This is a genomic window from Streptomyces sp. HNM0574 (assembly GCF_012726235.1).
Classification (GTDB): domain Bacteria; phylum Actinomycetota; class Actinomycetes; order Streptomycetales; family Streptomycetaceae; genus Streptomyces.
Window position 1 is genome coordinate 397,207 of record NZ_JAASAH010000003.1, and the last position, 21,962, is coordinate 419,168.

Below are 21,962 nucleotides of genomic sequence, written 5' to 3' on the forward strand. Positions count from 1 at the left end.
GGCTGCGCCGCGTCACACCGCAGCGGTGACGCTCCGTGCCGTTACGCGCCGTGACGGGCGCAGCAGTCGGCGAGGTGGTCGTTGACCAGGCCGCAGGCCTGCATCAGCGCGTACGCCGTCGTCGGGCCGACGAAGCGGAAGCCGCGCCTCTTCAACTCCTTCGCGAGCGCCGTCGATTCGGGCGTGATCGCGGGGACGTCGCCGAGCGCCCGCGGCGCCGGGCGTGAGGCGGCGTCCGGCGCGTACGACCAGATCAGCGCGTCCAGTTCGCCCTCGCCGAAGGACTCCGCGGCGCGGGCGTTCGCCACCGTCGCGCGGATCTTGGCGCGGTTGCGGATGATCCCGGTGTCGGTCAGCAGGCGCTCCTCGTCGGCCTCGGTGAACCGGGCGACCTCGGCGATCCGGAACCCGGCGAACGCGGCGCGGAAGCCCTCCCTGCGGCGCAGGATCGTCAGCCAGGACAGGCCGGACTGGAAGGCCTCCAGGCACAGCCGCTCGTACAGGGCGTCGTCCCCGTGCACCGGGCGGCCCCACTCGGTGTCGTGGTACGCCGTGTAGTCCTCGGGCGACAGCCCCCAGGGGCAGCGCGGCAGCCCGTCCGTGCCCGGCAGCGCCCCGCTCTCCGCGCCGCTCACCGGCCGGCCTCCCCTTCGGCGTCCGCGCCGGGTTCCTGCGGGGCTTCCGGTTCGGGTTCCGGTTCCGGTGTGCCGAGCACGGCGGTGCGGCCCGAGGCGGTGGCCCGGGCGCCGGCCAGGGCCGATTCGAGTTCGGCGATCCGTGCGTCCCGCTCGGCCAGTTCGGCGCCGAGCCGGTCGAGGACGTCGTCGACCTGGCGCATGCGGTAGCCGCGCGCGGCGACGGGCAGCCGCAGGCCGTCCAGATCGGCGCGGGCGACCGGGCGGTCGGCGGGCAGCGGTTCGTCGAGCAGGTCGGGCGGCGCGTCGGCGAGGCCGCCCTCGGCCGTTCTGCCCGGCCCGTCCGAGCTGCCCATGACGGCGAGCGTCACCGCGGCGACGACCACGACGAGCGAAATCAGCAGGAACCAGAACAACGGCCAACTCCCCGGTGCGAAGCATGTCTGCGGCCTCCGATCGTGTCATGGAGCACTGACGGTTAAGGTCGGCGGCGGAACCCCGTGTGGCCGCCACGCACAGTCGCGCGGCCTCATCAGGATCGGAGAGACAACGGAAATGCTGCGCCTGGGAACTCGCGAGTTCGGCCCCGACGAACCCGTGATCATGGCGATCGTGAACCGGACGCCCGATTCCTTTTACGACCGCGGCGCCACCTTCAGGGACGAACCGGCCCTGGAACGCGTCGATCAGGCCGTGGCGGAGGGCGCCGCGATCATCGACATCGGCGGTGTGAAGGCCGGTCCCGGCGAGGAGGTGACCGCCGAGGAGGAGGCGCGGCGCACGGTGAGCTTCGTCACCGAGGTCAGGCGCCGCCACCCGGAGGTCGTGATCAGCGTGGACACCTGGCGGCACGAGGTCGGCGCCGAGGTCTGCCGCGCCGGCGCCGATCTGCTCAACGACGCCTGGGGCGGGGTCGATCCGCGGCTGGCCGAGGTCGCGGCCGAGTACGGCGCCGGGCTGGTGTGCACGCACGCGGGCGGGGTGCAGCCGCGTACCCGCCCGCACCGGGTGACGTACGACGGCGAGGGCGGCGTGATGGGGGACATCCTGCGCGTCACCGAGGGGCTGGCCCGGCGCGCGGTGGAGCTGGGGGTGCGCCGGGACGGCATCCTCATCGACCCGGGCCACGACTTCGGCAAGAACTCCCGCCACTCGCTGGAGGCCACCCGCGAACTGGGGCGGATGCGCGAGACGGGCTGGCCGGTGCTGGTCTCGCTGTCCAACAAGGACTTCGTCGGCGAGACGCTCGACAAGCCCGTCAAGGAGCGGCTCACGGGCACGCTCGCGACGACGGCGATCTCGGCCTGGCTGGGCGCCCAGGTGTACCGGGTGCACGAGGTGGCGGAGACGAAGGAGGTCCTGGACATGGTCGCCGCCATCGCGGGCCACCGCGAACCGGCCGTCTCCCGCCGGGGTCTGGCCTAGCGCGCGGGCCCTCCGCCGCGACGCCGGGGCGTCGCGGCGGGGGACGCGTCACACGGCGGGCGCGGCACGGCGGAGGAAGTCCCCGTGCGCCGCGGGCGGTTGGGGCCGGATCAGCCGGCTTCCTTGGTGACCAGGGCGACGGCCTCGTCGACGTCGTCCGTGAGGTGGAACAGCGAGAGGTCGCGGGACGAGGCCTTGCCCTCGGCGACGACCGTCTGCTTCACCCAGTCCACGAGGCCCTTCCAGTACGCGGTGCCGAAGAGGACGATCGGGAAGCGCGTGACCTTCTGCGTCTGCACGAGGGTGAGGGCCTCGAAGAGTTCGTCGAGCGTGCCGAGCCCGCCCGGCAGCACCACGAAGCCCTGCGCGTACTTCACGAACATGGTCTTCCGCACGAAGAAGTAGCGGAAGTTCACGCCGATGTCGACGTACGGGTTCAGCCCCTGCTCGAAGGGGAGCTCGATGCCGAGGCCGACGGAGGTGCCGCCCGCGTCGAGCGCTCCGCGGTTCGCCGCCTCCATGGCTCCGGGGCCGCCGCCGGTGATGACGGCGAAGCCCTCCTCGACCAGCGCCCGTCCGATCCGGATGCCGGCCTCGTACTCGGGGGAGTCCACCGGGGTGCGGGCCGAGCCGAACACGCTGACGGCGGGCCCGAGTTCGGTGAGCGCGCCGAAGCCCTCCACGAACTCCGACTGGATACGCATCACTCGCCAGGGTTCCCGGTGAACCCAGTCGGAGGGTCCGGTACTGTCCAGCAGCCGCTGGTCGGTCGTTCCGGACTGCACCTGCCCGCGACGGCGCACCACCGGGCCCAGCCGCTGCTCCTGCGGCTCCCGCGGCTCCTCGAGGCTGCTCATACAGTGCTCCCTCCTGCTGCGATCTTTCCGGATTCAGCGTACGCAGACGCAGATCACGTACGACGGAATTCGGGCACTGTCCCTCTCTCCGACGCCTCCCGGCTCCCCGGCGCCGGGTGGCCGTCACCGGCGGTCCGCTTCAGGACGTGAGCCAGGCGCGGAGCCGCTCCTCGCAGTGCAGGATCTTGGCCGTCTCGACGCGCTCGTCGCGCTTGTGGGCCAGATTCGGGTCGCCGGGGCCGTAGTTCACGGCCGGGACGCCGAGCGCGCTGAAGCGGGAGACGTCCGTCCAGCCGAACTTGGGCTGCGGTTCGCCGCCCACCGCGTCGATGAACGCCTTGGCCGCCGGGTGCGAGAGGCCGGGGCGGGCCGGGCCGCAGCTGTCGTCGACGGTCAGTTCCCAGTCGCCGCATCCGGCGAAGACCTCGCGGACGTGTGCCAGGGCCTCCTCCTCGCTCTTGTCGGGCGCGTAGCGGTAGTTGACGGTGACGGTGCACTCGTCGGGGATGACGTTGTTCGCGACGCCGGCCTCGACGCGGACGGCGTTCAGGCCCTCGCGGTACTCCAGTCCGTCGATGACCGCCTTCCTCGGCTGGTACGAGGCGAGGCGCTCCAGGATCGGCGCCGCCGCGTGCACCGCGTTGGCCCCCATCCAGGCGCGGGCGGAGTGCGCGCGCTGGCCCGTCGTCCGCAGCAGGACCCGGAGCGAGCCCTGGCAGCCGCCCTCGACCTGGCCGGAGGAGGGCTCCAGGAGAACGGCGAAGTCGCCCGCCAGCCAGTCGGGATGGGCCTCGGCGACGTGGCCGAGGCCGTTCAGGTGCGCGGCGACCTCTTCGTTGTCGTAGAAGACGAAGGTGATGTCGCGGTTGGGCTCGGGCACCGTCGCGGCGATGCGCAGCTGGACCGCGACGCCGGCCTTCATGTCGCTCGTGCCGCAGCCCCACAGCACGCCGTCCTCGTCGAGGCGGGAGGGGACGTTGTCGGCGATGGGCACGGTGTCGATGTGGCCGGCGAGGATCACGCGTTCGCCGCGGCCGAGGTTCGTGCGCGCGACGACGTTGTTGCCGTACCGGTCGACGGTGAGGTGCGGGAGGGCGCGGAGCGCGGCCTCCACGGCGTCGGCGAGCCGCTCCTCCTTCCCGCTCTCCGAGGGGAAGTCGACGAGCTGCGCGGTGAGCCGGGCGGCGTCCAGTTCGAGGTCGAGTCCATGGTGCGGCATGCCACCCAGCCTACGGCCACGGCGGCGGCCGCCGGCCTCAGCCGCCAGACCTGTGGAAAACCTCGCTTCTGTGGACACCACGGACACCCGTGAGGGTGCCCGCACGCGCTCCGCAGCCGGTTGTCCACAGGCCGGCACCGAGGGGGCACCCGGCCGTCATTCCCACCGGCTACCTTTGTGCCCGTGTCCCGATCCTCACCCGACAACGCCCCCGGCACCGCTCCCCGCGCCGGCCGCGCGAGGACTCTGCGGTTCGCCGCGTTCGCCGTCCTGCTCGGCATCGCCGGTTACGCCGTGACGCAGTACGTCACGAGCAGTTCCGGCCCGCCGCGCTGCGTGATCCGGGCCGACGGCGAGGACGCCGAGGACTACGAGATCGAACCCCAGCAGGCGTCCAACGCGGCGACGATCACCGCCGTCGCCTCGCAGCGCAAGCTGCCGGAACGGGCCGTGACGATAGCCCTGGCGACGGCGATGCAGGAGTCGGCGCTGCGGAACATCGAGCACGGCGACCGGGATTCGGTCGGCCTCTTCCAGCAGCGCCCCTCCCAGGGCTGGGGCACGGAGGCCCAGATCCTCGACCCGGTGTACGCGACGGGCAAGTTCTACGACCACCTCGTCGAGATCCCGGGCTATTCGCGGCTGCCGCTGACGGTCGCCGCGCAGCGCGTGCAGCGCAGCGGCTTCCCGCAGGCGTACGCGAAGCACGAGGCGAACGCCTCGCTGCTCACCGCGGCGCTGACCGGCCGCCGCGGCGCCGCCTTCACCTGCACCACCGGCCAGGAGGGCCAGCCGGTCAAGGCGGGCGACCCGGCGAAGGTGCGCGAGCGCCTGGAGCGGGAGTTCGGCAGCGACGTCCTGGCGAGCGGCGACGGGGACGGCACCGCGCTCGGCACGGGCGGCGGCAGCGGCCGCCGGAGCAAGCCGACGGCCGAGGTGCTGCTGCCGGCCCAACCGCAGCAGCGCGGCTGGGAGTTGGCGCACTGGTCGGTGGCGCACGCCTCGGAGCTCGGCATAGCCGAGGTGTCGTACCGCAACCGCGTCTGGAGTTCGGCCCGTTCGGAGGAGGGCTGGCGTACGACGGAGGACGGCGGCTCGGGGAACACCGTCTCGATACGCCTCTCGACGGGCAACGAGGAGCGCTGACGGGCGAAGGCTCGCCAACAGCGCGTGCGGCAGGTCGAGTTCACCCCGTCGGCCCGGTTCGGGCGGCCGCGCCGGAGGCGTCGGCAAGGACCGGCCCGTCCGGGCAGCCGTGCGACAACTCCCCCCGGAGAGGGAGCTGTTCCGTCGCACGATCAGATCTGCGGCCCGGTGACGGTTCCGCGGCGGCGACGATCAACGTCGCTGCTGGCGCGGCGATGTGACGTTTCAGCCGCCGGGGACGGGACGGGCGGAATGCCCGTTTCCGCGCCGCGCGGGCCCGCCCCGCGTTACCAACCCTTTACCTTCGCGGCCCGCAACCTTCCCCCTGCCGGGGCCGATAGGCACTGCGTCCGACCGGGTGACACGGAGCCCGCCGGACGCCGCCCGTCGCCGGATTCCGACGAGAGCCGCCGGGCGGCCCGGGAGACCCGGCCCGAACCCCGAACTCTCCGTCGAAGCCGAAGGAGCATCATGTCCCTCCCCCTCACCCGCCGCATCGCCAAGGCTGCCCTGCTGACGGCGGCGGGCGCCGCGACCGTGGTCGGTGCCGCCGGTGCGTCGAGCGCCGCCGAGATGCCGAAGACCCCGGACGTCGGCGGCCTGACCAACGTGGACGGTCAGAACCTCGGCGGCACCGTCGACAGCGCGGCGCAGGAGACCACCGGCACCGTCGCCGACACCGGCAGCGCCGCGCTCCAGGGCACCCTCCCCGCCGCCGGCGAGACGCTGGGCAGCGCGGGCAAGACCGCCGTCCCGGCCGCGCAGGACGCCGTCGGCGGCACCGCGGGCCAGGCCGGCCAGACGGTGGGCCAGCTCGCCTCGGCCACCAGCGGCCTCGCGTCCGACCTGCCCGTCGGCCAGGCCGGCGGCGCGCTCGGCGGGGTCACCGAGGGCACCCCGAAGCTGCCGCTCGGCTGACCCGGCCCGTCGGCCCGCCCCCCGGGGCCGACGTCGTCGGCTGCCGCGCGCGCACCGCGGCACCGGACACCGAAGGGGCCCCGGACGACTCTCCCCGGGGCCCCTTCGCCGTGTTCACGCTCTTCGCCGCGCGCCCCGGCCAACAGCCGCCCGGAGGCGGCCCGTTCGGCCGGAGCGGCGCGTTCAGCCCTCCAGGCGGCGGACCGCCTCGGCGACGCGTTCGTCCGTCGCCGTGAAGGCGACGCGGACGAACCGCTCCCCCGCCGGCCCGTAGAACTCGCCGGGGGCGACGAGGATGCCCTGCTTCGACAGGTCCGCGACGGTGCCCCAGCAGGGCTCGTCCCGCGTCGCCCACAGGTACAGCGACGCCTCGCTGTGCTCGATGCGGAAGCCGCGCGCCTCCAGCGCCGTGCGCAGCGCCGAGCGCCGTGCCGCGTACCGGGCGCGCTGCTCCTCGACGTGCTCGGAGTCGCCGAGCGCCGCGATCGTCGCCGCCTGCACCGGAGCGGGCACGATCATGCCGCCGTGCTTGCGGATCTGGAGCAGCTCGCCGAGCACGGCGGAGTCGCCCACCAGGAAGGCGGAGCGGTAACCCGCCAGGTTGGAGCGCTTGGAGAGGGAGTGGACGGCGACGATGCCCTCGTAGCTGCCGCCGCAGATGTCCGGGTGGAGGACGGAGACCGGGTCGGTCTCCCAGCCGAGTTCGAGGTAGCACTCGTCGCTGACGAGCAGCACCCCGTGCGCCCGCGCCCACTCCACGGCCCGCTTCAGCTCGTCCGCGCCGAGGACGCGTCCGGTGGGGTTGGAGGGCGAGTTGAGCCACAGCAGCCTGAGCCCGGCGGGGTCGGTCTCCTCCGGCACGTCGTACGCGACCGGTTCGGCGCCCGCGAGCCGCGCGCCGACCTCGTACGTCGGGTACGCGAGCCGCGGGTAGGCGACCTTGTCGCGGGGCTCGCCGGGGCCGCCGGAGCCGAGGCCGAGCTGGGTCGGCAGCCAGGCGACGAGCTCCTTGGAGCCGACGACGGGCAGCACGTTGGCGTGCCCCAACCCCCGGGCGCCGAGGCGGCGTTCGCACCAGCCGGTGATCGCGTCGCGCAGTTCCCCGGTGCCCCAGACCGCCGGATAGCCGGGGCTGTCGCCCGCGTCGGCGAGCGCGCGCCGGACCAGGCCGGGAACGGGGTCGACGGGGGTGCCGACGGACAGGTCCACGATGCCGCCGGCGTGCGCCGCGGCGGCGGTCTTGTACGGCTCGAGCCGGTCCCAGGGAAAGGTCGGGAGGCGGTCGGAGACGGGAGGCACGGGTTGGCTCGCTTTCTCTCGTGACACCCCGGGTGAGACCCGGTGTGGGCTCCCGGGGAGCCCGGACGCTCCGTGACGCCCGGAAACCCCGGGACGCCCCGGAATGCAGCGTGGCCCCGCAGGGCACCCACCGGCCGGGCCGGGGTGCTCTGCGGGACCACACCTTCCGCGGCCGTACGCCGGGGGCGCACGGCCGCGGACTCGCTAGGCGAACACGCCACAGCGCCGAGGCGTCACTCGTCGTGTTCCTGCGGCGGGAGGGCGGCGATGAACGGGTGGTCCCGCTCGATCAGGCCGAGCTTGCTGGCACCACCGGGCGAACCGAGCTCGTCGAAGAACTCGACGTTCGCCTTGTAGTAGTCCTTCCACTCTTCGGGAGTGTCATCCTCGTAGAAGATGGCTTCCACCGGGCAGACCGGCTCACAGGCCCCGCAGTCGACGCATTCGTCCGGGTGGATGTACAAGGACCGCTGGCCCTCGTAGATGCAGTCGACCGGGCACTCCTCGATGCAGGCCTTGTCCTTAAGGTCGACACAAGGCTCCGCGATGACGTAGGTCACGCTGTCGTTCCTCCTCGTTAGGGCTGGCGGACCGGTGTCCGGCTCCGCCGCGGGGCGCGCGGGAGCGCTGCTTTGCACGAACGGCGGTCGATGCCCGCACCTAGTATCTCCGTTCCCGGGCACGAGACGAACAGGAGGGGCGGGTAGAGCTGTGGAATTCACCACGGGCGGACGCCTGAAGGTCCGCATCACCGCGTCTGACGTGGGAAAAAGGGTATCGGTGCGGTCTTTGACCGGGTCCGGCGCCCCTGGGGGACGGTTCACCGACACGGTGGGAGTTCTCACATCATGGACGGAGGGCGTGCTCAGCGTCACGCGTCGCGACGGAGAGACGGTCCGGCTCGCCGAGGATGCAGTTGTGGCGGGAAAGGTCATTCCGCGCGAACCCGCGCGGAAGCGCGGCCTCCCTGCTGCCAGTGTGCCTGAACTGCGGCGCACGGCGGCGCGGAGCTGGCCCGCCGTCGAGACCGAGCCGCTCGGCGCGTGGACGCTGCGCGCCGCTGCCGAGCCCGGCGGGACGCCCGGTTCGCGGCCGGAGAGCTTCACCTCGCGGGCCAACTCCGTGCTCGCCGTGGGCGATCCGGGGATACCCCTGGACGCCGCGCTGGAACGCGTCGTGCGCTGGTACGGCGAGCGGGGCCTCGATCCGCTGATGCAGGTCGCGACGGCGGACGACGGTTCCGGCGAGATGCTGGCGGCCGCGCTGGAGGAGCGCGGCTGGGGCGCGGAGAAGCACACGCTGTCGCAGATCGGCGCCCTCGCGCCGCTCGCCGACCGCGCCCCCGACCCCCGGGTCGAGCTCGCCCGCACCCCGGACGAGCGGTGGCTCGCCGCGTACCGGCGGACGGGGCGTACGCCGCAGGTCGCGCTGAAGGTGCTGAGCGGCGGCCCGTCCGTCTGGTTCGCGACGGTTCCGGCCGAGGGCGCGGTGCCGGCGGCCGTCGGGCGGTGTGTGGTGGACGGGCGGTGGGCCTCGTTCGCCGCCGTCGAGGTGCTGCCGGAGCGCCGCCGGGCCGGGCTGGCGACCGCCGTGATGGGCGAACTGGCCCGCAGGGCGCTGGAGGAGGGCGCCTCGGCCGCCTGTCTCCAGGTGGAGCGGGAGAACACCGAGGCCCTCGCGCTGTACGAGCGGCTGGGCTTCGCGACGCATCACGCCTACCACTACCGCCGCGCACCTCGGGACTGAACCGGATGGATCGCACAGACAACAGGGAGCGCTTCGCGCAGGCCGCCCGCGACACCCACCCCGACCTGGCGCTGCTGTGCCTGCTCATCGGCGTCGAGGCCGCCGTGAGCTCCGCCGTCCCGGGCGAGGACGCGGAGGACGGCACAACGGCGCACCAGGCCCCGTACGAGTCCTCGCTGGACCGGGCGCAGGTCGAACTCGACCGGCTGGCCGGGATGTTGCCCTACGAGCCGGGCCGCACGCCCGCGCAGTGGGCCCGGGCGCTGGAGCGGCTGCTCGGCGAGGGCGAGGGGTTCCACGGGACGGCCGCCGACTACCGGCGGCTGGACTCGTCCCTGCTCCAGTCGGTGCTGCGGCGGCGGCGCGGGCTGCCGATCCTGCTGTCCGTGGTGTGGATCGAGGTGGCACGGCGCGCAGGCGCGCCCGTGCACGGGGTGGCGCTGCCGGGCCACTTCGTCGTCGGCTTCGGTGACGTGCACGGCGACGGTGTGCTCGTCGACCCCTTCGGCGGCGGCCGGCTGCTGACGGAGGCGGACGCGGAGCTCCTGGTCGCCGGGGCCACCGGGAAGCGCGAGGGCATCCCCGAGGTGCTGCTGGAGCCCGCGGGGCCGCTGGAGATCGTGCTGCGGGTGCTGAACAACGTGCAGGCGTGGGCGGCGGCGCGGCCCGAGCAGTCCGCGGTGCGGCTGTGGGCGCTGGAGCTGTCGCTGCTGCTCCCGCACCATCCGGCCAGGCTGCGCTACGAGCACGCGCAGCTCCTCGTGGAGCGCGGCGCGTTCCGCGAGGGCGCGGCCGAGATGGAGGCGTACGCGGACGTGATCGCCGCGATGGAGCCGTCCTCGGCCGACGCGGTGCGCCGCGCCGCCAGGGCGGCCAGGGCCCGGCTGAACTGACGCCGGGCGCACGGGCGTTCACCGCAGGAGAAGGGACGGGCCCCGCCGGATGATCCGGCGGGGCCCGTCCTCCGTGCGTGCCGTTACTGCCCGTTGACCGGGATCTCCTGGACGCGCTTGGCCGGGTCCGTCTCCTTGAGCGCTTCCCGCAGCGCGACCACGACGTCCTGCGGCATGACCGGCGTCTTGGTGCCGTTGCCGCGGGTGATGCGTACGCCGTCGAAGGTCGTCCCGTACAGCTGCTCCAGTGCCTGGAGGTCGTAGGAGTCGACCAGCGAGCCGTTGACCGCCTTCATCGACAGGAACTTCGGCAGCGACTTCTCCGGGCTGAACTGGATCGACGCGTCGCCCGCCTTGACCGTGACCAGGCCGGACATCGCGGGGCGGCCGAACTCCTCGATCGCCCGGTTGATCTCCTGCTCGCCGACCGTCGGCTGCTGCATCGTCACCGGCAGGGTCACCGGCGTGTTCTTCCCGGTGACGGCACGCTCGCGGAGCGCCTGCTCCAGGGCCGCGCCGGACTTCTCCGGGTCGACGCCCTTGTGCGGCTTGCCGGGGACGCCGACGGCCTTGCCGTCGACGAACTTGACCATGCCGTCCTGGGGTTCGCCGGTGCCACCGGTCTGCTGGGTGACCGCCGCCAGCGCCGAGGCCATCTTCTCGTCGTCGATCTTGATGGCGGGTTCGGCCTCGCGGGAGGCGCCGAAGAGGGAGCCGATCACGGTGACCGGGTTGTAGTCCCGGCCCGCCGCGTCCCGCACGGTGGCCTCGGTGTCCAGCGTCAACCCGGCCACGGAGGGCTTGAGTTGGGCCTTCTCGCCGTTGACGACGACGGTGAACGCCTGCGTGGTGCTCTTGCCCAGCGCCCCGTCCAGCTTGTTCACGGCCTGGTGCTTGCTCGTCCCGCCGATGTCCACGCCGAGCACGGTGGTGCCGCTGGGCACGTCCGCGTGGTCCAGCAGCAGGCCCGTGCCGTAGGCGACACCCAGGACGCCGACGAGTCCGGCGCCGACGAGCATCAGCTTCGACCGGCCGCCGCCCGAGCCGGAGGCGGCCGGGCCCTCGGGCTCCCGCTCCTGCTCGTCCCGCGCGACGGACTCACCCGCTCCGGCCCCCGCGGCGGACGGAGCCGCCTCGGTCGAGGGCACCCGCGGGATGCCGCTGACGAGGGTGTCACCGGCGATGCGGTCGTCACCCGAGGAGGGGCCGACGGGCCCGCTGCGGGTGGGCGGCGAGCCGATGCCGCCGGGGGCGCCGAGCCCCGCGGAGGCACCGAGACCGGCGGGCGGCCCGGAGACGTCCGGGCCCTTGGGACCGCCGGGACCGCCGAGCGGGCCCGTGGCGCCGTCGGGGCCCTTGGGGCCGCCGAGGCCGCCGGGCGCGCCCGGGCCGGCGGGGGCGCCGGGGTCGGTGGAGGTCGCCGGGGTGCCCGGGGCCGGGAAGCCGGCGGGGCGCCCTGCGGCCGCGCCCGGGGTGATCGGCTCGCGGTGGCCGTCGCCGCCGGCGCCGAAGGGGGCCGGCGCGGCGGGCTCGTCGTCCGCGCCCGGGTGTCCGGGCAGCGGCATGTCACCCATGGCCGGGCCGGTCGTCGCGCCGCTGGGGCCGGCGGAACCGGACGGGGCGGGCGCGTCGAAGTCGGCCAGGCCGGCACCCGGGGCGTCGAAGTCCGCCAGGCCCGGTGCGGCCAGCGGGCCCGGGCCCGAAGTGTCGGGCGTCTGCGGCCCGGTGGGCTCGGCGCCGGGACCGGCGGACGGGCCCGAGGACTTGCGCGGGGCGAACCAGTCGCTGGTCTCCTGCGTGAACTCCCCGCTCTGTGGCCCCTCTCCGGGCGCCGCGGCGCCCTCGGGCTCGCGCGGCGCGGCGGGCCCGGGCACGGCCGGGGCACCGTTCGACGCGGGGGCGCCGGTGGGCGTGGGCACACCGTTCGACGCCGGGGCGCCGGTCGGTGCGGGCACGCCGTTGGAGGTGGGGGGCCCGGGGTCCGTCGCCGGACCCGCGGCGGTCGTCCCGTCCTCGGGGCGGTCCTGTTCGCGGTCCGAGGACGGCAGTGCCTCGGGCTCGCCCATGGGGGTGCGCATCACGACGGGCGGAATCGGCCGGGAGCCGGGGATGTTGATCCGGATCCGGGTCGTCAGCGTCGTCTCGGTCTTGCGCTCCTCGGCGCTGTTGTCTGTGTCCCCTCCCGGGCCCGGTGAACCGGACTGCCCAGTGGGCTCTCCGGCCGTACCGGAAGGACCGTACGGCTCGGTCCCCGGCGGGTACGACGAACCGCCACGCCCGTTGGGCCCGGAGGACGAACTGTCAGTTTCACGGCTCAATGCAGGTACTCCCGGTTGGATTCGCCGTCCATCTTGCTTTTCCGCGGACGGCTCGCCGGCGCGCACCACCATACTTGGGGCGACGGCAGGAGGTCCCCTGGCCACGGAACCTCACCGACACACGTCCCCTCAAGGGGACTTGCGTCCCAGGGACGGAGGCGCGGGCAGCGCGATCGTGGCACACATCACAGCCGCGAAGGTGCCACCCAGGAGAAAGACATACGATCCCAATCCCGCGCCGAACACGAAATCGCCCTCCGGCCTGGTGGTCGTCAGGAACCAGACGGCGAGGGCCCATCCCGTCCCCGGCGCCACGGCACCGACCTTGGTGCGGCACAGCTTGCCGCCGCCCCAGAAGAGCCCGGCCGCCGCCGCGAGCGACAGCACCAGACCGCCGGGGAACCAGGCGCTCTGCAGCAAAGCGCCCGCGGCGCCCGCCAGGAGGCCCAGCACCCCCAGCAGCCCGTAGACCGCGAAGCGTGCCCCGCGCCGTTCGGGGACCGGCCGCGGCCAGTCCCCGACGGAGGTGCTGCCGGTGCGCGCCGCGGGGCTGCCGCCCGCGCCCGTACGTGCGTTGCTCATGCGTCCACTTCCGCGAACAGGTCCTGGGCCGGGGCGCCGGGGCGCCGGGGGACGGCGGTGGCGCCGCCCGGCCCGCTGTCGGCGACACGGTAGTACTCGGTGGCCGCCAGCGGCTGGCCCAGTCCGTTGGAGAGCGCGAAGAACGCGCCGTCGACACTCACCTGGGTGGCGTGCGCGGCCATCGCGGCGGCCTTGGCGCCCGCGTACGCGGTGCCGTCGATCACGGCGTCGACGGTCTCCTCGCTCTCCACCAGGCCCGGTACGTCGGTGGGTTCGGCGATGCCGGGGAACGGGCCGGTGCCCGCCTCGGCGGCCCGCGCGAGCTGCGCGAAGCCGGGGGCGAGCGCGGCGCGGGGCACGCAGTTCCAGTAGACGCGGCCGAGGGTGTGCGGCTCCTGCGGCGCCTCTTCACCGGACGGCCGGGTGCTCGGGTACGCCGGATCGGCGGCGAGTTCGACGGCGCGCATGGCGACGCGGTGCGCCTGGATGTGGTCCGGGTGCCCGTAGCCGCCGTCGGGGTCGTAGGTGACGAGCACCTGGGGGCGCACCTCGCGGATCACCTGGACGAGGGGGGCGGCGGCCTCGTCGACGGGGGTGCGCCAGAAGCTGCGGGGCCGCTCGTTGGTGGCGGCGCCCATCATTCCGGAATCGCGGAAACGCCCGGCGCCGCCGAGCAGTCGGTGGTCGGTGACGCCGAGTTCCCGCATGGCGGCGGTCAGTTCGTCTCTCCGGTACCGCCCGAGGGGGGTGATTCCGTCCCCCTCCGGCGCCTCCAGGACGTCGGGGACGTCCGGCGCATCCGGCGTGTCCGGCGCATCCGGTGCCAAGTGGGACAGCTCGGGCGGGATCACCTCGCCCTCCTCACCCAGGGTGCAGGTGACGAGGGTGACGTGGACGCCCTCGGCCGCGTACTTGGCCATGGTCGCGCCGTTGTTGATCGACTCATCGTCCGGGTGCGCGTGCACCAGCAGCAGTCGTCGGCCGGGGGCAGTGCTCATGCCCCCGAGCCTACGTCGTCACTCGCCGGCCGCCGGAGCGGCGGCCGCGGCACGGCTTGAGGGACCGCGATCTCAGAACTTGAGATCGCCGAGCATCCCGGCCACGTTCGAGGTCACTTCGCTGATGGTGGGGGCGATGGATGAGCTGGCCAGGTAGAAGCCCAACAGCACGCATACCAGGGCATGCCCTGCCTTGAGCCCTGCTTTCTTGACCAGCAGAAAGACGATGATCGCCAGCAGCACCACCGCCGAAATCGAGAGTGCCACGGCGGTTCACCTCCAAGAAACGCGCAGTCGGAAAGGACATTTGGACAGCTGTGGCCCCCATGGCACGGCGGCCACGGGGCTTCTTACCCAGCTCCCACCATGCGCAACGGATCATAACTATCCGTGAGACGGCACGAGTCGGTGCACGGGAGCAGAGGAGGGGCGCATATTCACATCCAGCCAAGCCCGGAACCGCTCCCGCGGAGCGTCTACGCTCGGCCGCATGGCCTCGACGTTCCCCCGCCGGCACGCCCGCACCCAACGATTCACACTCGGCGCTCCCCGAGCCTTCACGATCTCTCCCGACGGTTCCCGTCTCGTCTTCCTGCGTTCGCGCAGCGGTACCGACCGGGCCAATCTCCTCTGGGTCAGGGAACTTCCCGACCCGGCGAACGAATCCGGCCACCCGCCGCGTGAGTATCCGGCGGCCGATCCCGGGGCGTTGCTCAGCGGCGCCGAGGAGGAGCTGTCCGCCGAGGAGCGGGCCCGCAGGGAACGCACCAGGGAGGGCTCGGGCGGCATCGTCGGATATGCCACCGACACGGCCGTCGAACTCGCCGCGTTCGCCCTCTCGGGGCGCCTGTTCGTGGCGGAGCTGCGCGCGGGCACCGCACGCGAACTGGCCACGCCCGCACCGGTCGTGGACCCCCGCCCCTCCCCCGACGGCCGCCGGGTCGCGTACGTCTCCGGCGGCGCGCTGCGGGTGATCGGCAGCGACGGCACCGGCGACCGGGCGCTCGCCGCACCCGAGGACGAACCCCCGGCAGGAGCGCACACCGGTAAGACGCCCCTGGATACGGACGGTTCACCCGGAACGGTCACGTTCGGATTGGCTGAATTCATCGCGGCGGAGGAAATGTCGCGCACCCGGGGCTACTGGTGGTCCCCGGACAGCGACCGGCTGCTCGTCGCCCGGGTCGACGACAGCCCCGTCACCCGCTGGTGGATCGCCGACCCGGCCAACCCCGCCTCCGCACCGGCCGAGGTCGCCTACCCGGCGGCCGGCACGGCGAACGCGGACGTGAGCCTGCACCTCGTCGACGCCGCCACCGGCGAGCGCCGCCCCGTCGAGTGGGACCGCGCGCGCTGGCCGTACCTGGCGCGCGTCCACTGGTCGTCCGCCGGGCCGCCGCTGCTGCTCGTCCAGACCCGCGACCAGCGCGAGCAGCAGTACCTGACGCTCGACCTCGGCGGAACCGGCCCGGTGGCGACGTCCGTCGTGCACACCGAGAAGGACCCGGCCTGGCTGGAGCTGTTCGGCGGCGTCCCGGCCTGGGCGCCGGACGGCACCCTGGTACGCGTCGAGGACCGCCCGGGCGCCGCCACCGGAACCGGCGACTCCGGAGCCCGTGTACTGCTCGCCGGGGAGCGGCAGTTGACGACGGACGCGCTGCACGTGCGCGCCGTCCTCGACGTCGGCGAGCGGGACGTGCTCTTCTCCGCCTCCCCCGGAACGGGTGCCTCCGGCACGGCCGTCGGCGACATCGGCGTCTACCGCGTCCCCCTCGCCGGGGAGGGCGCGCCGGAGCGGCTCGCGGCCGAGGAGGGGCCGCACGTGGCCTCCGGCGTACGCGGCGGTGACGTCCTGCTGCTCTCCTCGGTGACCCTGGACCGGCCCGGCTCCCGCGTCACGGTGCACCGGCCGGGCCCGGACGGCGCCGGGGCGGCGGTCGACCTGGTGCCCTCGCACGCCGAGACGCCCGGGCTCGGCACCGCGCCGCTGCTGACCCACGCCGGACGGCGCCGCATCCCCGCCGCCGTCCTGCTGCCCACCGGGTACCGCGCGGGCGACGGTCCGCTGCCGGTGCTGATGGACCCGTACGGCGGGCCGCACGGGCAGCGCGTGGTGGCCGCGCACAACGCGTACCTGAGTTCGCAGTGGTTCGCCGACCAGGGCTTCGCCGTGGTCGTGGCCGACGGCCGGGGCGCCCCGGGCCGCTCCCCCGGCTGGGAGAAGGCCGTCTCGCGCGACCTGGCGGCGGTGACCCTCGACGACCAGGTCGAGGCACTGCACGCGCTCGCGGAGGACCACCCGCTGGACCTGTCACGCGTCGGCATCCGCGGCTGGTCCTACGGCGGTTACCTGGCCGCACTCGCCGTGCTGCGGCGCCCCGACGTCTTCCACGCGGCCGTCGCGGGCGCGCCGGTGACGGACTGGCGGCTGTACGACACCCACTACACCGAGCGGTACTGCGGCACCCCCGAGGACGACCCGGAGTCGTACGCGGCGGCCTCGCTGATCACCGACGACGGGCTCTCGTACGCGGCGGACACGCACCGGCCGCTGATGCTGATCCACGGGCTCGCGGACGACAACGTCGCGGCGGCGCACACGCTGCGGCTCTCCAGCGCGCTGCTGGCGGCCGGGCGGCCGCACGAGGTGCTGCCGTTGTCCGGGGTCACGCACATGACGCCGCAGGAACAGGTGGCGGAGAACCTCCTCCACCTCCAAGCCGCCTTTCTCAGGCGGGCGTTGCCGGTGGTTTAAGCCTTCCGTCGCGGGGGGGGGGCGGGTGCTTCGTGGGGTGCGGGTGCTTCGCGGGGTGCGGGTGCTTCGCGGGGCGCGGGTGCTTCGTGGGGTGCGTGCTTCGCGGGGGTGCGGGTGCGTTGTGGCTCGGGTCTTCGCGCAGTTCCCCGCGCCCCTGATCGCGGGCCCGCCCCGCTGTGCCTGCGGCGCTTCTCGGGCTCACCCCGCTTGGGAGGTCTGCGCCTTAGGCGCAGGGCTGGCAAGCGCAGCGCCCGTCACCCCGGCGCGGGGTGCACAACCGCCGTCACCGGACCACCACGTACGCCGCGGCCGTTCGCGCAGTTCCCCGCGCCCCTTATGGGGCCGGCGGCCCCGGCGGCATCGGGGGTACGGCGGGCGGGGGCCCGAAGCCGGGGCCCGGGGGCGGCGGGCCGAAGCCCGGGGCAGGGCCGGCCGGCGAAGCCGGAGCCGCACCCGCCGGGCCGGGACCCGGCACAGGAGCGGCACCCGGCACCGGAGCGTCCATCTCGACCACCAGTTCCGGGACGAACTGACCGTCGTCGCCCGCCTCCTGGCGGGAGAGGACGACGAGGAGGAGGACGCCGGTGGTGGTCTGGAGGGCGAGGGAGGCGAGGGCGAGCCAGCCGCTGGTCTCCAGCGCGCCGAGGTCGCCCTGGAGCGCGCCGGAGAGTCCGAAGACGCCGCCCGCGAGGTACATCGCGGCGACGCTCATGCCCAACGGCCGCGCGTACGTTGCCTTCGTGACGGTCGCGAGCGCCCCGACCAGGGATATGAGCACCACCGCCCAGTTGAACCAGTGCGGCGGCACGGAGAGCAGCGAGACCGCGCCGTGGTCCTCGGCGAGCGTCGGGATGTACCCGTCCCAGCCCGCGGTCATCCAGGTGTGCAGCTCCCAGGCGGCGAGCACGGCCGCCGTCACGCCCAGCGCCAGGCCCCCCGCGAGGGCTCCGGCCGCGGTGGGCCGCCCCGGTGCCTCAAGAGGAGCCCCGCCGTGCGGCCCGGCCCCGCCCGGAAGCGGACCCCCGGGCGGCGGAACCGCCCCGGCGAACCCCGGCGGCACCTGCCCGGGAAACGCCCCGGGCGCGTACCCGGGCGCCCCGTACGGAACGGCGCCGGGCTGCGGCGGTCCGCCGACGGGCCTGCGGCCCACCCCGGCGACGACGAGCAGCACCAGGGCCAGCGCCAGCGCCACCAGGACGGAGGTGAAGGCGAGGTCCCTGGTCTCGTCGACGGAGCGGATCCACTCGGCGTTCAGCTGCCACAGCGAGGGCAGCCGCAGGACGAGGGTGAGCACGCCGGCCGAGGCGAGGATGCCCGCGGCCGAGGAGGAGCGGGCCGCCGTCACGGCGCTCACGGTGTAGAGCACCAGCAGCGCCGGTTCGAGGTACGAGCCGGCCCACCCGCCGTCGGCCCGTGCGGGGAGTCCCGTCCACAGGCCCCACACGTCCGTCACATGCTTGGCTTCTGCGAAGTCGCGGATGATCCAGCCGAGGCTGAGGAGCGCGAGCACGGCCAGTACGGCCGCCCCCGTGACGCGCGCGCCCCGCGCGAGAGTTCTGTCCTGGCCCATCTTCCGGCTCCTGGGTGGGGATTGGTACCGCACTGCCCTGAGTGTCCCCACGTATGCCCGCGTACGGCGCAGAACAACAAAGCGATCCGGTAACGGCTCACGATCGTCGCGGCCAGGCGATTCCGGGCCGCGACGCTCCACTATAGGAAGGCCGGGAGCACGGCGACGACGCTGCTCCCGGCCTTCCACGGCACCCGCACGGCCGTACGGAGTTCAGGGTGCCGTCACCGTATATCGGTGCCGTGGCGTCCACGTTGCGGGAATGTCACGGCGTTTGACGCTCACTTATGCGGCTATGCCCGCTGTTCCGGAACGATGTCAAGCACGCGCTGACCTCGATCTGCGAAACCTTCGCTCAAGATGCTCCCGAAGTCCGCACGCCGTCTCCGGAACCTCTTGACTGCCCACTTATTCACTTGCAAAAGTCCGCTCAACCCACGGCACGCACCGAAGCCAACTAACCGGGTACCGGCGAGACTTGAGCGCGGGGGCACAACGTAATGACGAGTACTTCCCAGGCTGCGGAAGCCGGGACCGGCACGACGGGTCCCGGGGACGACGGCCCGAAGGCACCGGACGGCAAGGGAACCGACGCCGGTCTGGTGGGCCGCTCACCCGGCCAGCTGATGTGGGCGCGCTTCAAGCGTGACCGCACGGGCGTGATCTCGGCCTGTGTGGTGCTCTTCTTCTTCCTGGTCGCGGCGCTCGCCCCGGTCCTGTCCTGGCTGTACGGCAAGGACCCGTACACCCGGTACGGCCAGACGCAGCCGGGCCTGCTGAACGCGAACGGCTACCCGATCAAGCCCAACGGGGGCATCGACGGCGAGTTCTGGTTCGGCCTCGAACCGGGCCTGGGCCGGGACGTGTTCATGCAGCTCGTCTACGGCATGCGGACGTCGCTGACGCTCGCCGTGCTCATCACGGTGCTGTCCGTCCTCACCGCCATCGTCATCGGCGTCTCCGCCGGCTACTTCGGCGGGAAGATCGACTACGCGCTGGGCCGGCTGACCGACCTGATGATGTCGTTCCCCAACCAGCTCTTCTTCGTCGCCTTCACCCCCGTCGTGATGGCCCTCTTCGTCGACCCGCAGGACGAGATGCCCACCTGGCTGCGCGCCTGTGTGCTGGTCTACGTGATGTGGCTGCTCGGCTGGATGACGCTGGCGCGGCTGCTGCGCGGACAGGTGCTGTCCCTGCGCGAGCGGGAGTTCATCGAGGCGGCGAAGGTGGCGGGCACCCCGCCCTGGCGGATCATCCGCAAGGAGCTGCTGCCCAACGTCGTCACGCCGATCCTCGTGCAGTCGACGTACATGCTGCCGAACTTCGTGACCGGTATCGCCGGACTGTCCTTCCTGGGTGTCGGCATGCAGGAGCCGGTGCCGGACTGGGGCCGGATGTTCGCGACCGGCGCGAAGGTCTACCAGAGCGACCTCACCTACATGTTCTTCCCCGGCGGCGCGATGGTCATCTTCATCGTCGCGTTCAACCTGCTCGGTGACTCCGTCAGGGACGCCTTCGACCCCAAGTCGGGCCGCTGAGGGCCGAGTCGGGCCGGTGAGGGGCCGTACGGCCCGCCACCGGCCGCACGGGCAGGACGAGCCGAGGGTGCTGCCACCCCGGCGCCGCACGAGTCTCAGGCAGCGACGGACAACCGACAGGCAGGTGCTACACGACCATGAGCTCAGTGACGAAGCGCAAAACCCGCGCCGCCGCCGCGGCGCTGACCTCGGGAGTGCTCCTCCTGACCGCGTGCAGCAGCGGCGGGGGCGGCGGCGAGGGCGACGTCGGCAAGGACGACGCCAAGCGCCAGCAGGTGGAGTACGACTTCGGTGACAGCAAGGCGTCGACGGGCCCGGCGAAGGCCGTCAAGGGCGCCCGCAAGGGCGGCGAGCTCACCGTGTACCAGCGCGACAGCTTCGCCCACCTCGACCCGGCGCAGATGTACGTCAGCGACGAGGGCTCGATGTCGACCCTCATCCACCGCCGGCTGACCAGCTACAAGCGCGACGACTCCGGCCACTACACCGTCGTCGGCGACCTGGCCGAGAACAGCGGCAAGCCCTCCGACGGCGGCAAGACCTGGACGTACAAGCTCAAGAAGGGGGTGAAGTGGGAGGACGGCTCGCCCATCACCTCGAAGGACCTGCGGCACACCTTCGAGCGGCAGTTCGCCGACTTCATCTCCGAGGGCCCGATCTTCATCCAGCAGTGGCTGGCCGGTACCAACGGCACGGACTACCGCAAGCTCCTCAAGGGCGGCCCGTACGAGGGCAAGCACCTGCCGGACGACATCCTGGAGACCCCGGACGACCGCACCATCGTCTTCCACTTCAAGAAGCCGGTCCCGGACCTGCCCTACGCGCTGGGCATGGCCGGGTACAGCATCGTCCAGGAGAAGGGCGACACGAAGCAGAAGTACGACAAGAAGCCGGTGACCTCGGGGCCGTACAAGATCGCCTCGTTCAAGTCCGGCAAGAGCATGCGGCTGGTCCGCAACCCCGAGTGGGACCCGGAGACGGACCCGGTGCGGCACCAGTACGTGGACGCCTTCAACATCAAGTTCGGGGTGTCCTTCGAGGACTCCACCAAGCGCCTGGTCTCCGACAGCCAGGAGAACCAGACGGCGTTCAGCTTCACCAACCAGGTCGACGCGTCCAACATGCAGAACGTGCGCAACGACCCGGAGGTCAAGAAGCGTTCGGTCTCCGGCTACCAGCCGTACGTCGGCAAGGTCGCCTTCAACATGGACCGGCTGAAGGACAAGAAGGTCCGTGAGGCCATCGCGTACGCGCTGCCCTCGCAGTCGCTGATCTCCGCCTTCGGCGGCGCCGGTGGCGGCGAGCCCGCGGGCAACTACATCAGCCCGACCGTCGCGGGCCACAAGCCGACCGACCCGTACGGGAAGATCAAGAACCCGCAGGGCGACGTCAAGAAGGCGAAGAAGCTGCTGAAGGAGGCCGGCAAGACCGGCATGAAGCTGACCTTCGCCTACCAGAACGCCCCGGAGTGGCAGCAGTTCGTCGTCGCCGCGGCCGACAACCTGGAGAAGGCCGGCTTCAACGTCCAGAAGAAGGACGTCATCGCCGACACCTGGTACGACCAGATCGGCAAGGTCGACAACGACTACGACATGTACCACGCGTCCTGGGGCGCCGACTGGCCGAGCGCGAGCACCGTCCTCCCGCCGACCCTGGACGGCCGCCAGGTGCAGGACGGTTCGCCGAACTACTCGCACTACGACAACCCCGAGGTCAACAAGGAGATCGACCGCATCTCCCAGATGACCGACCGGGACAAGGCCGCCGACGAGTGGATGAAGCTCTCGGACAAGATCCTCAAGGAGGACCTGCCCGAGATCCCGCTCATGTACTACAAGCAGATCCAGCTGCACGGTTCGAAGGTCGGCGGGGTCGTGCTCAACGACGTCATCAGCGCCATCGACCCGACCCAGGTGTACGTCAAGAAGTAGCCGGCGCCCGCCGGTCCCGGGGCGGCACGTCCCGCCCCGGGACCGGCGGAGCACGTCAGGCCCGCCCCGCCGGGCGGGCCCGCGCGCCCTGACCGCCGCGCCCCCACCACGACTTGGCCGCCCCACGAGAGC

At 73.0% G+C, this 21,962-nt stretch carries 19 protein-coding genes; 8 read left to right on the forward strand and 11 right to left on the reverse strand.

Going from position 1 to position 21,962, the window contains the following annotated elements; all coding sequences use genetic code 11:
* Positions 1-41 precede the first annotated feature (41 nt).
* Positions 42-635, reverse strand: a complete 594-nt coding sequence (locus HCC30_RS08515) for a DNA-3-methyladenine glycosylase I (RefSeq protein WP_169441707.1) — start codon at positions 633-635, stop codon at positions 42-44.
* Positions 632-1,051: a cell division protein DivIVA gene (locus HCC30_RS08520; RefSeq protein ID WP_169441708.1), complete on the reverse strand. Its 420-nt coding sequence runs from the start codon at positions 1,049-1,051 to the stop codon at positions 632-634. The genes HCC30_RS08515 and HCC30_RS08520 overlap by 4 nt, the downstream gene beginning before the upstream one ends.
* Positions 1,052-1,190: 139 nt before the next feature.
* On the opposite strand from HCC30_RS08520, the gene folP reads away from it, so the two are divergent.
* Positions 1,191-2,060, forward strand: a complete 870-nt coding sequence (gene folP, locus HCC30_RS08525; RefSeq protein ID WP_169441709.1) for a dihydropteroate synthase — start codon at positions 1,191-1,193, stop codon at positions 2,058-2,060.
* A gap of 110 nt (positions 2,061-2,170) precedes the next feature.
* On the opposite strand, the gene HCC30_RS08530 is transcribed toward folP, so the two are convergent.
* Together HCC30_RS08530 and dapE are read right to left on the reverse strand one after the other, a co-directional pair.
* Positions 2,171-2,917 (reverse strand): TIGR00730 family Rossman fold protein, encoded by a 747-nt coding sequence (locus HCC30_RS08530; protein WP_169441710.1) that lies wholly within the window; start codon positions 2,915-2,917, stop codon positions 2,171-2,173.
* Between the two features lie 139 nt (positions 2,918-3,056).
* Positions 3,057-4,136 (reverse strand): succinyl-diaminopimelate desuccinylase, encoded by a 1,080-nt coding sequence (dapE, locus tag HCC30_RS08535; RefSeq protein WP_169441711.1) that lies wholly within the window; start codon positions 4,134-4,136, stop codon positions 3,057-3,059.
* Positions 4,137-4,319: 183 nt separating this feature from the next.
* Between dapE and HCC30_RS08540 the strand changes: the two genes are divergently transcribed.
* The gene (locus HCC30_RS08540) at positions 4,320-5,282 is read left to right on the forward strand and encodes a hypothetical protein (protein ID WP_169441712.1); all 963 of its coding nucleotides are present in this window, start codon (positions 4,320-4,322) and stop codon (positions 5,280-5,282) included.
* Between the two features lie 471 nt (positions 5,283-5,753).
* The gene (locus HCC30_RS08545; protein WP_169441713.1) at positions 5,754-6,200 is read left to right on the forward strand and encodes an ATP-binding protein; all 447 of its coding nucleotides are present in this window, start codon (positions 5,754-5,756) and stop codon (positions 6,198-6,200) included.
* 183 nt (positions 6,201-6,383) lie between these two features.
* On the opposite strand, the gene dapC is transcribed toward HCC30_RS08545, so the two are convergent.
* A complete protein-coding gene (gene dapC / locus HCC30_RS08550) occupies positions 6,384-7,499 on the reverse strand; it encodes a succinyldiaminopimelate transaminase (protein WP_169441714.1) in 1,116 nt (371 codons plus the stop codon).
* A gap of 233 nt (positions 7,500-7,732) precedes the next feature.
* Positions 7,733-8,059, reverse strand: coding sequence for a ferredoxin (fdxA, locus tag HCC30_RS08555; protein WP_169441715.1), 327 nt, complete (start codon positions 8,057-8,059; stop codon positions 7,733-7,735).
* Between the two features lie 151 nt (positions 8,060-8,210).
* Between fdxA and HCC30_RS08560 the strand changes: the two genes are divergently transcribed.
* Positions 8,211-9,245, forward strand: a complete 1,035-nt coding sequence (locus HCC30_RS08560) for a GNAT family N-acetyltransferase (RefSeq protein WP_169441716.1) — start codon at positions 8,211-8,213, stop codon at positions 9,243-9,245.
* Between the two features lie 5 nt (positions 9,246-9,250).
* Positions 9,251-10,138 carry a transglutaminase-like domain-containing protein gene (locus HCC30_RS08565; protein ID WP_169441717.1) on the forward strand — a complete coding sequence of 296 codons (888 nt, stop codon included), beginning with the start codon at positions 9,251-9,253 and terminating at the stop codon, positions 10,136-10,138.
* A gap of 83 nt (positions 10,139-10,221) precedes the next feature.
* Here HCC30_RS08565 and HCC30_RS08570 read toward each other — a convergent pair whose 3' ends face one another.
* The 4 genes from HCC30_RS08570 to HCC30_RS08585 form a co-directional block, all read right to left on the reverse strand.
* On the reverse strand, positions 10,222-12,456 hold the full coding sequence (locus tag HCC30_RS08570; RefSeq protein ID WP_169441718.1) for a hypothetical protein: 2,235 nt from the start codon (positions 12,454-12,456) through the stop codon (positions 10,222-10,224).
* 129 nt (positions 12,457-12,585) lie between these two features.
* Entirely contained in the window at positions 12,586-13,038 is a 453-nt protein-coding gene (locus tag HCC30_RS08575; RefSeq protein WP_169441719.1) for a DUF6113 family protein, read from the reverse strand.
* Positions 13,035-14,036 (reverse strand): N-acetyl-1-D-myo-inositol-2-amino-2-deoxy-alpha-D-glucopyranoside deacetylase, encoded by a 1,002-nt coding sequence (gene mshB / locus HCC30_RS08580; protein WP_169441720.1) that lies wholly within the window; start codon positions 14,034-14,036, stop codon positions 13,035-13,037. The genes HCC30_RS08575 and mshB overlap by 4 nt, the downstream gene beginning before the upstream one ends.
* A 72-nt stretch (positions 14,037-14,108) precedes the next feature.
* A complete protein-coding gene (locus HCC30_RS08585) occupies positions 14,109-14,303 on the reverse strand; it encodes a DUF2304 family protein (RefSeq protein WP_169441721.1) in 195 nt (64 codons plus the stop codon).
* A 223-nt stretch (positions 14,304-14,526) separates the two neighbouring features.
* Between HCC30_RS08585 and HCC30_RS08590 the strand changes: the two genes are divergently transcribed.
* Positions 14,527-16,791 (forward strand): prolyl oligopeptidase family serine peptidase, encoded by a 2,265-nt coding sequence (locus tag HCC30_RS08590; RefSeq protein WP_169441722.1) that lies wholly within the window; start codon positions 14,527-14,529, stop codon positions 16,789-16,791.
* Positions 16,792-17,125: 334 nt separating this feature from the next.
* On the opposite strand, the gene HCC30_RS28975 is transcribed toward HCC30_RS08590, so the two are convergent.
* The gene (locus HCC30_RS28975) at positions 17,126-18,361 is read right to left on the reverse strand and encodes a hypothetical protein (RefSeq protein ID WP_169441723.1); all 1,236 of its coding nucleotides are present in this window, start codon (positions 18,359-18,361) and stop codon (positions 17,126-17,128) included.
* A 500-nt stretch (positions 18,362-18,861) separates the two neighbouring features.
* Here HCC30_RS28975 and HCC30_RS08600 point away from each other — a divergent pair, with 500 nt between their 5' ends.
* On the forward strand, positions 18,862-19,899 hold the full coding sequence (locus HCC30_RS08600) for an ABC transporter permease (protein ID WP_169441724.1): 1,038 nt from the start codon (positions 18,862-18,864) through the stop codon (positions 19,897-19,899).
* A gap of 137 nt (positions 19,900-20,036) precedes the next feature.
* Complete coding sequence (locus tag HCC30_RS08605) at positions 20,037-21,830, forward strand: ABC transporter substrate-binding protein (protein ID WP_169441725.1); 1,794 nt, start codon at positions 20,037-20,039, stop codon at positions 21,828-21,830.
* The last annotated feature ends 132 nt before the right edge of the window (positions 21,831-21,962 follow it).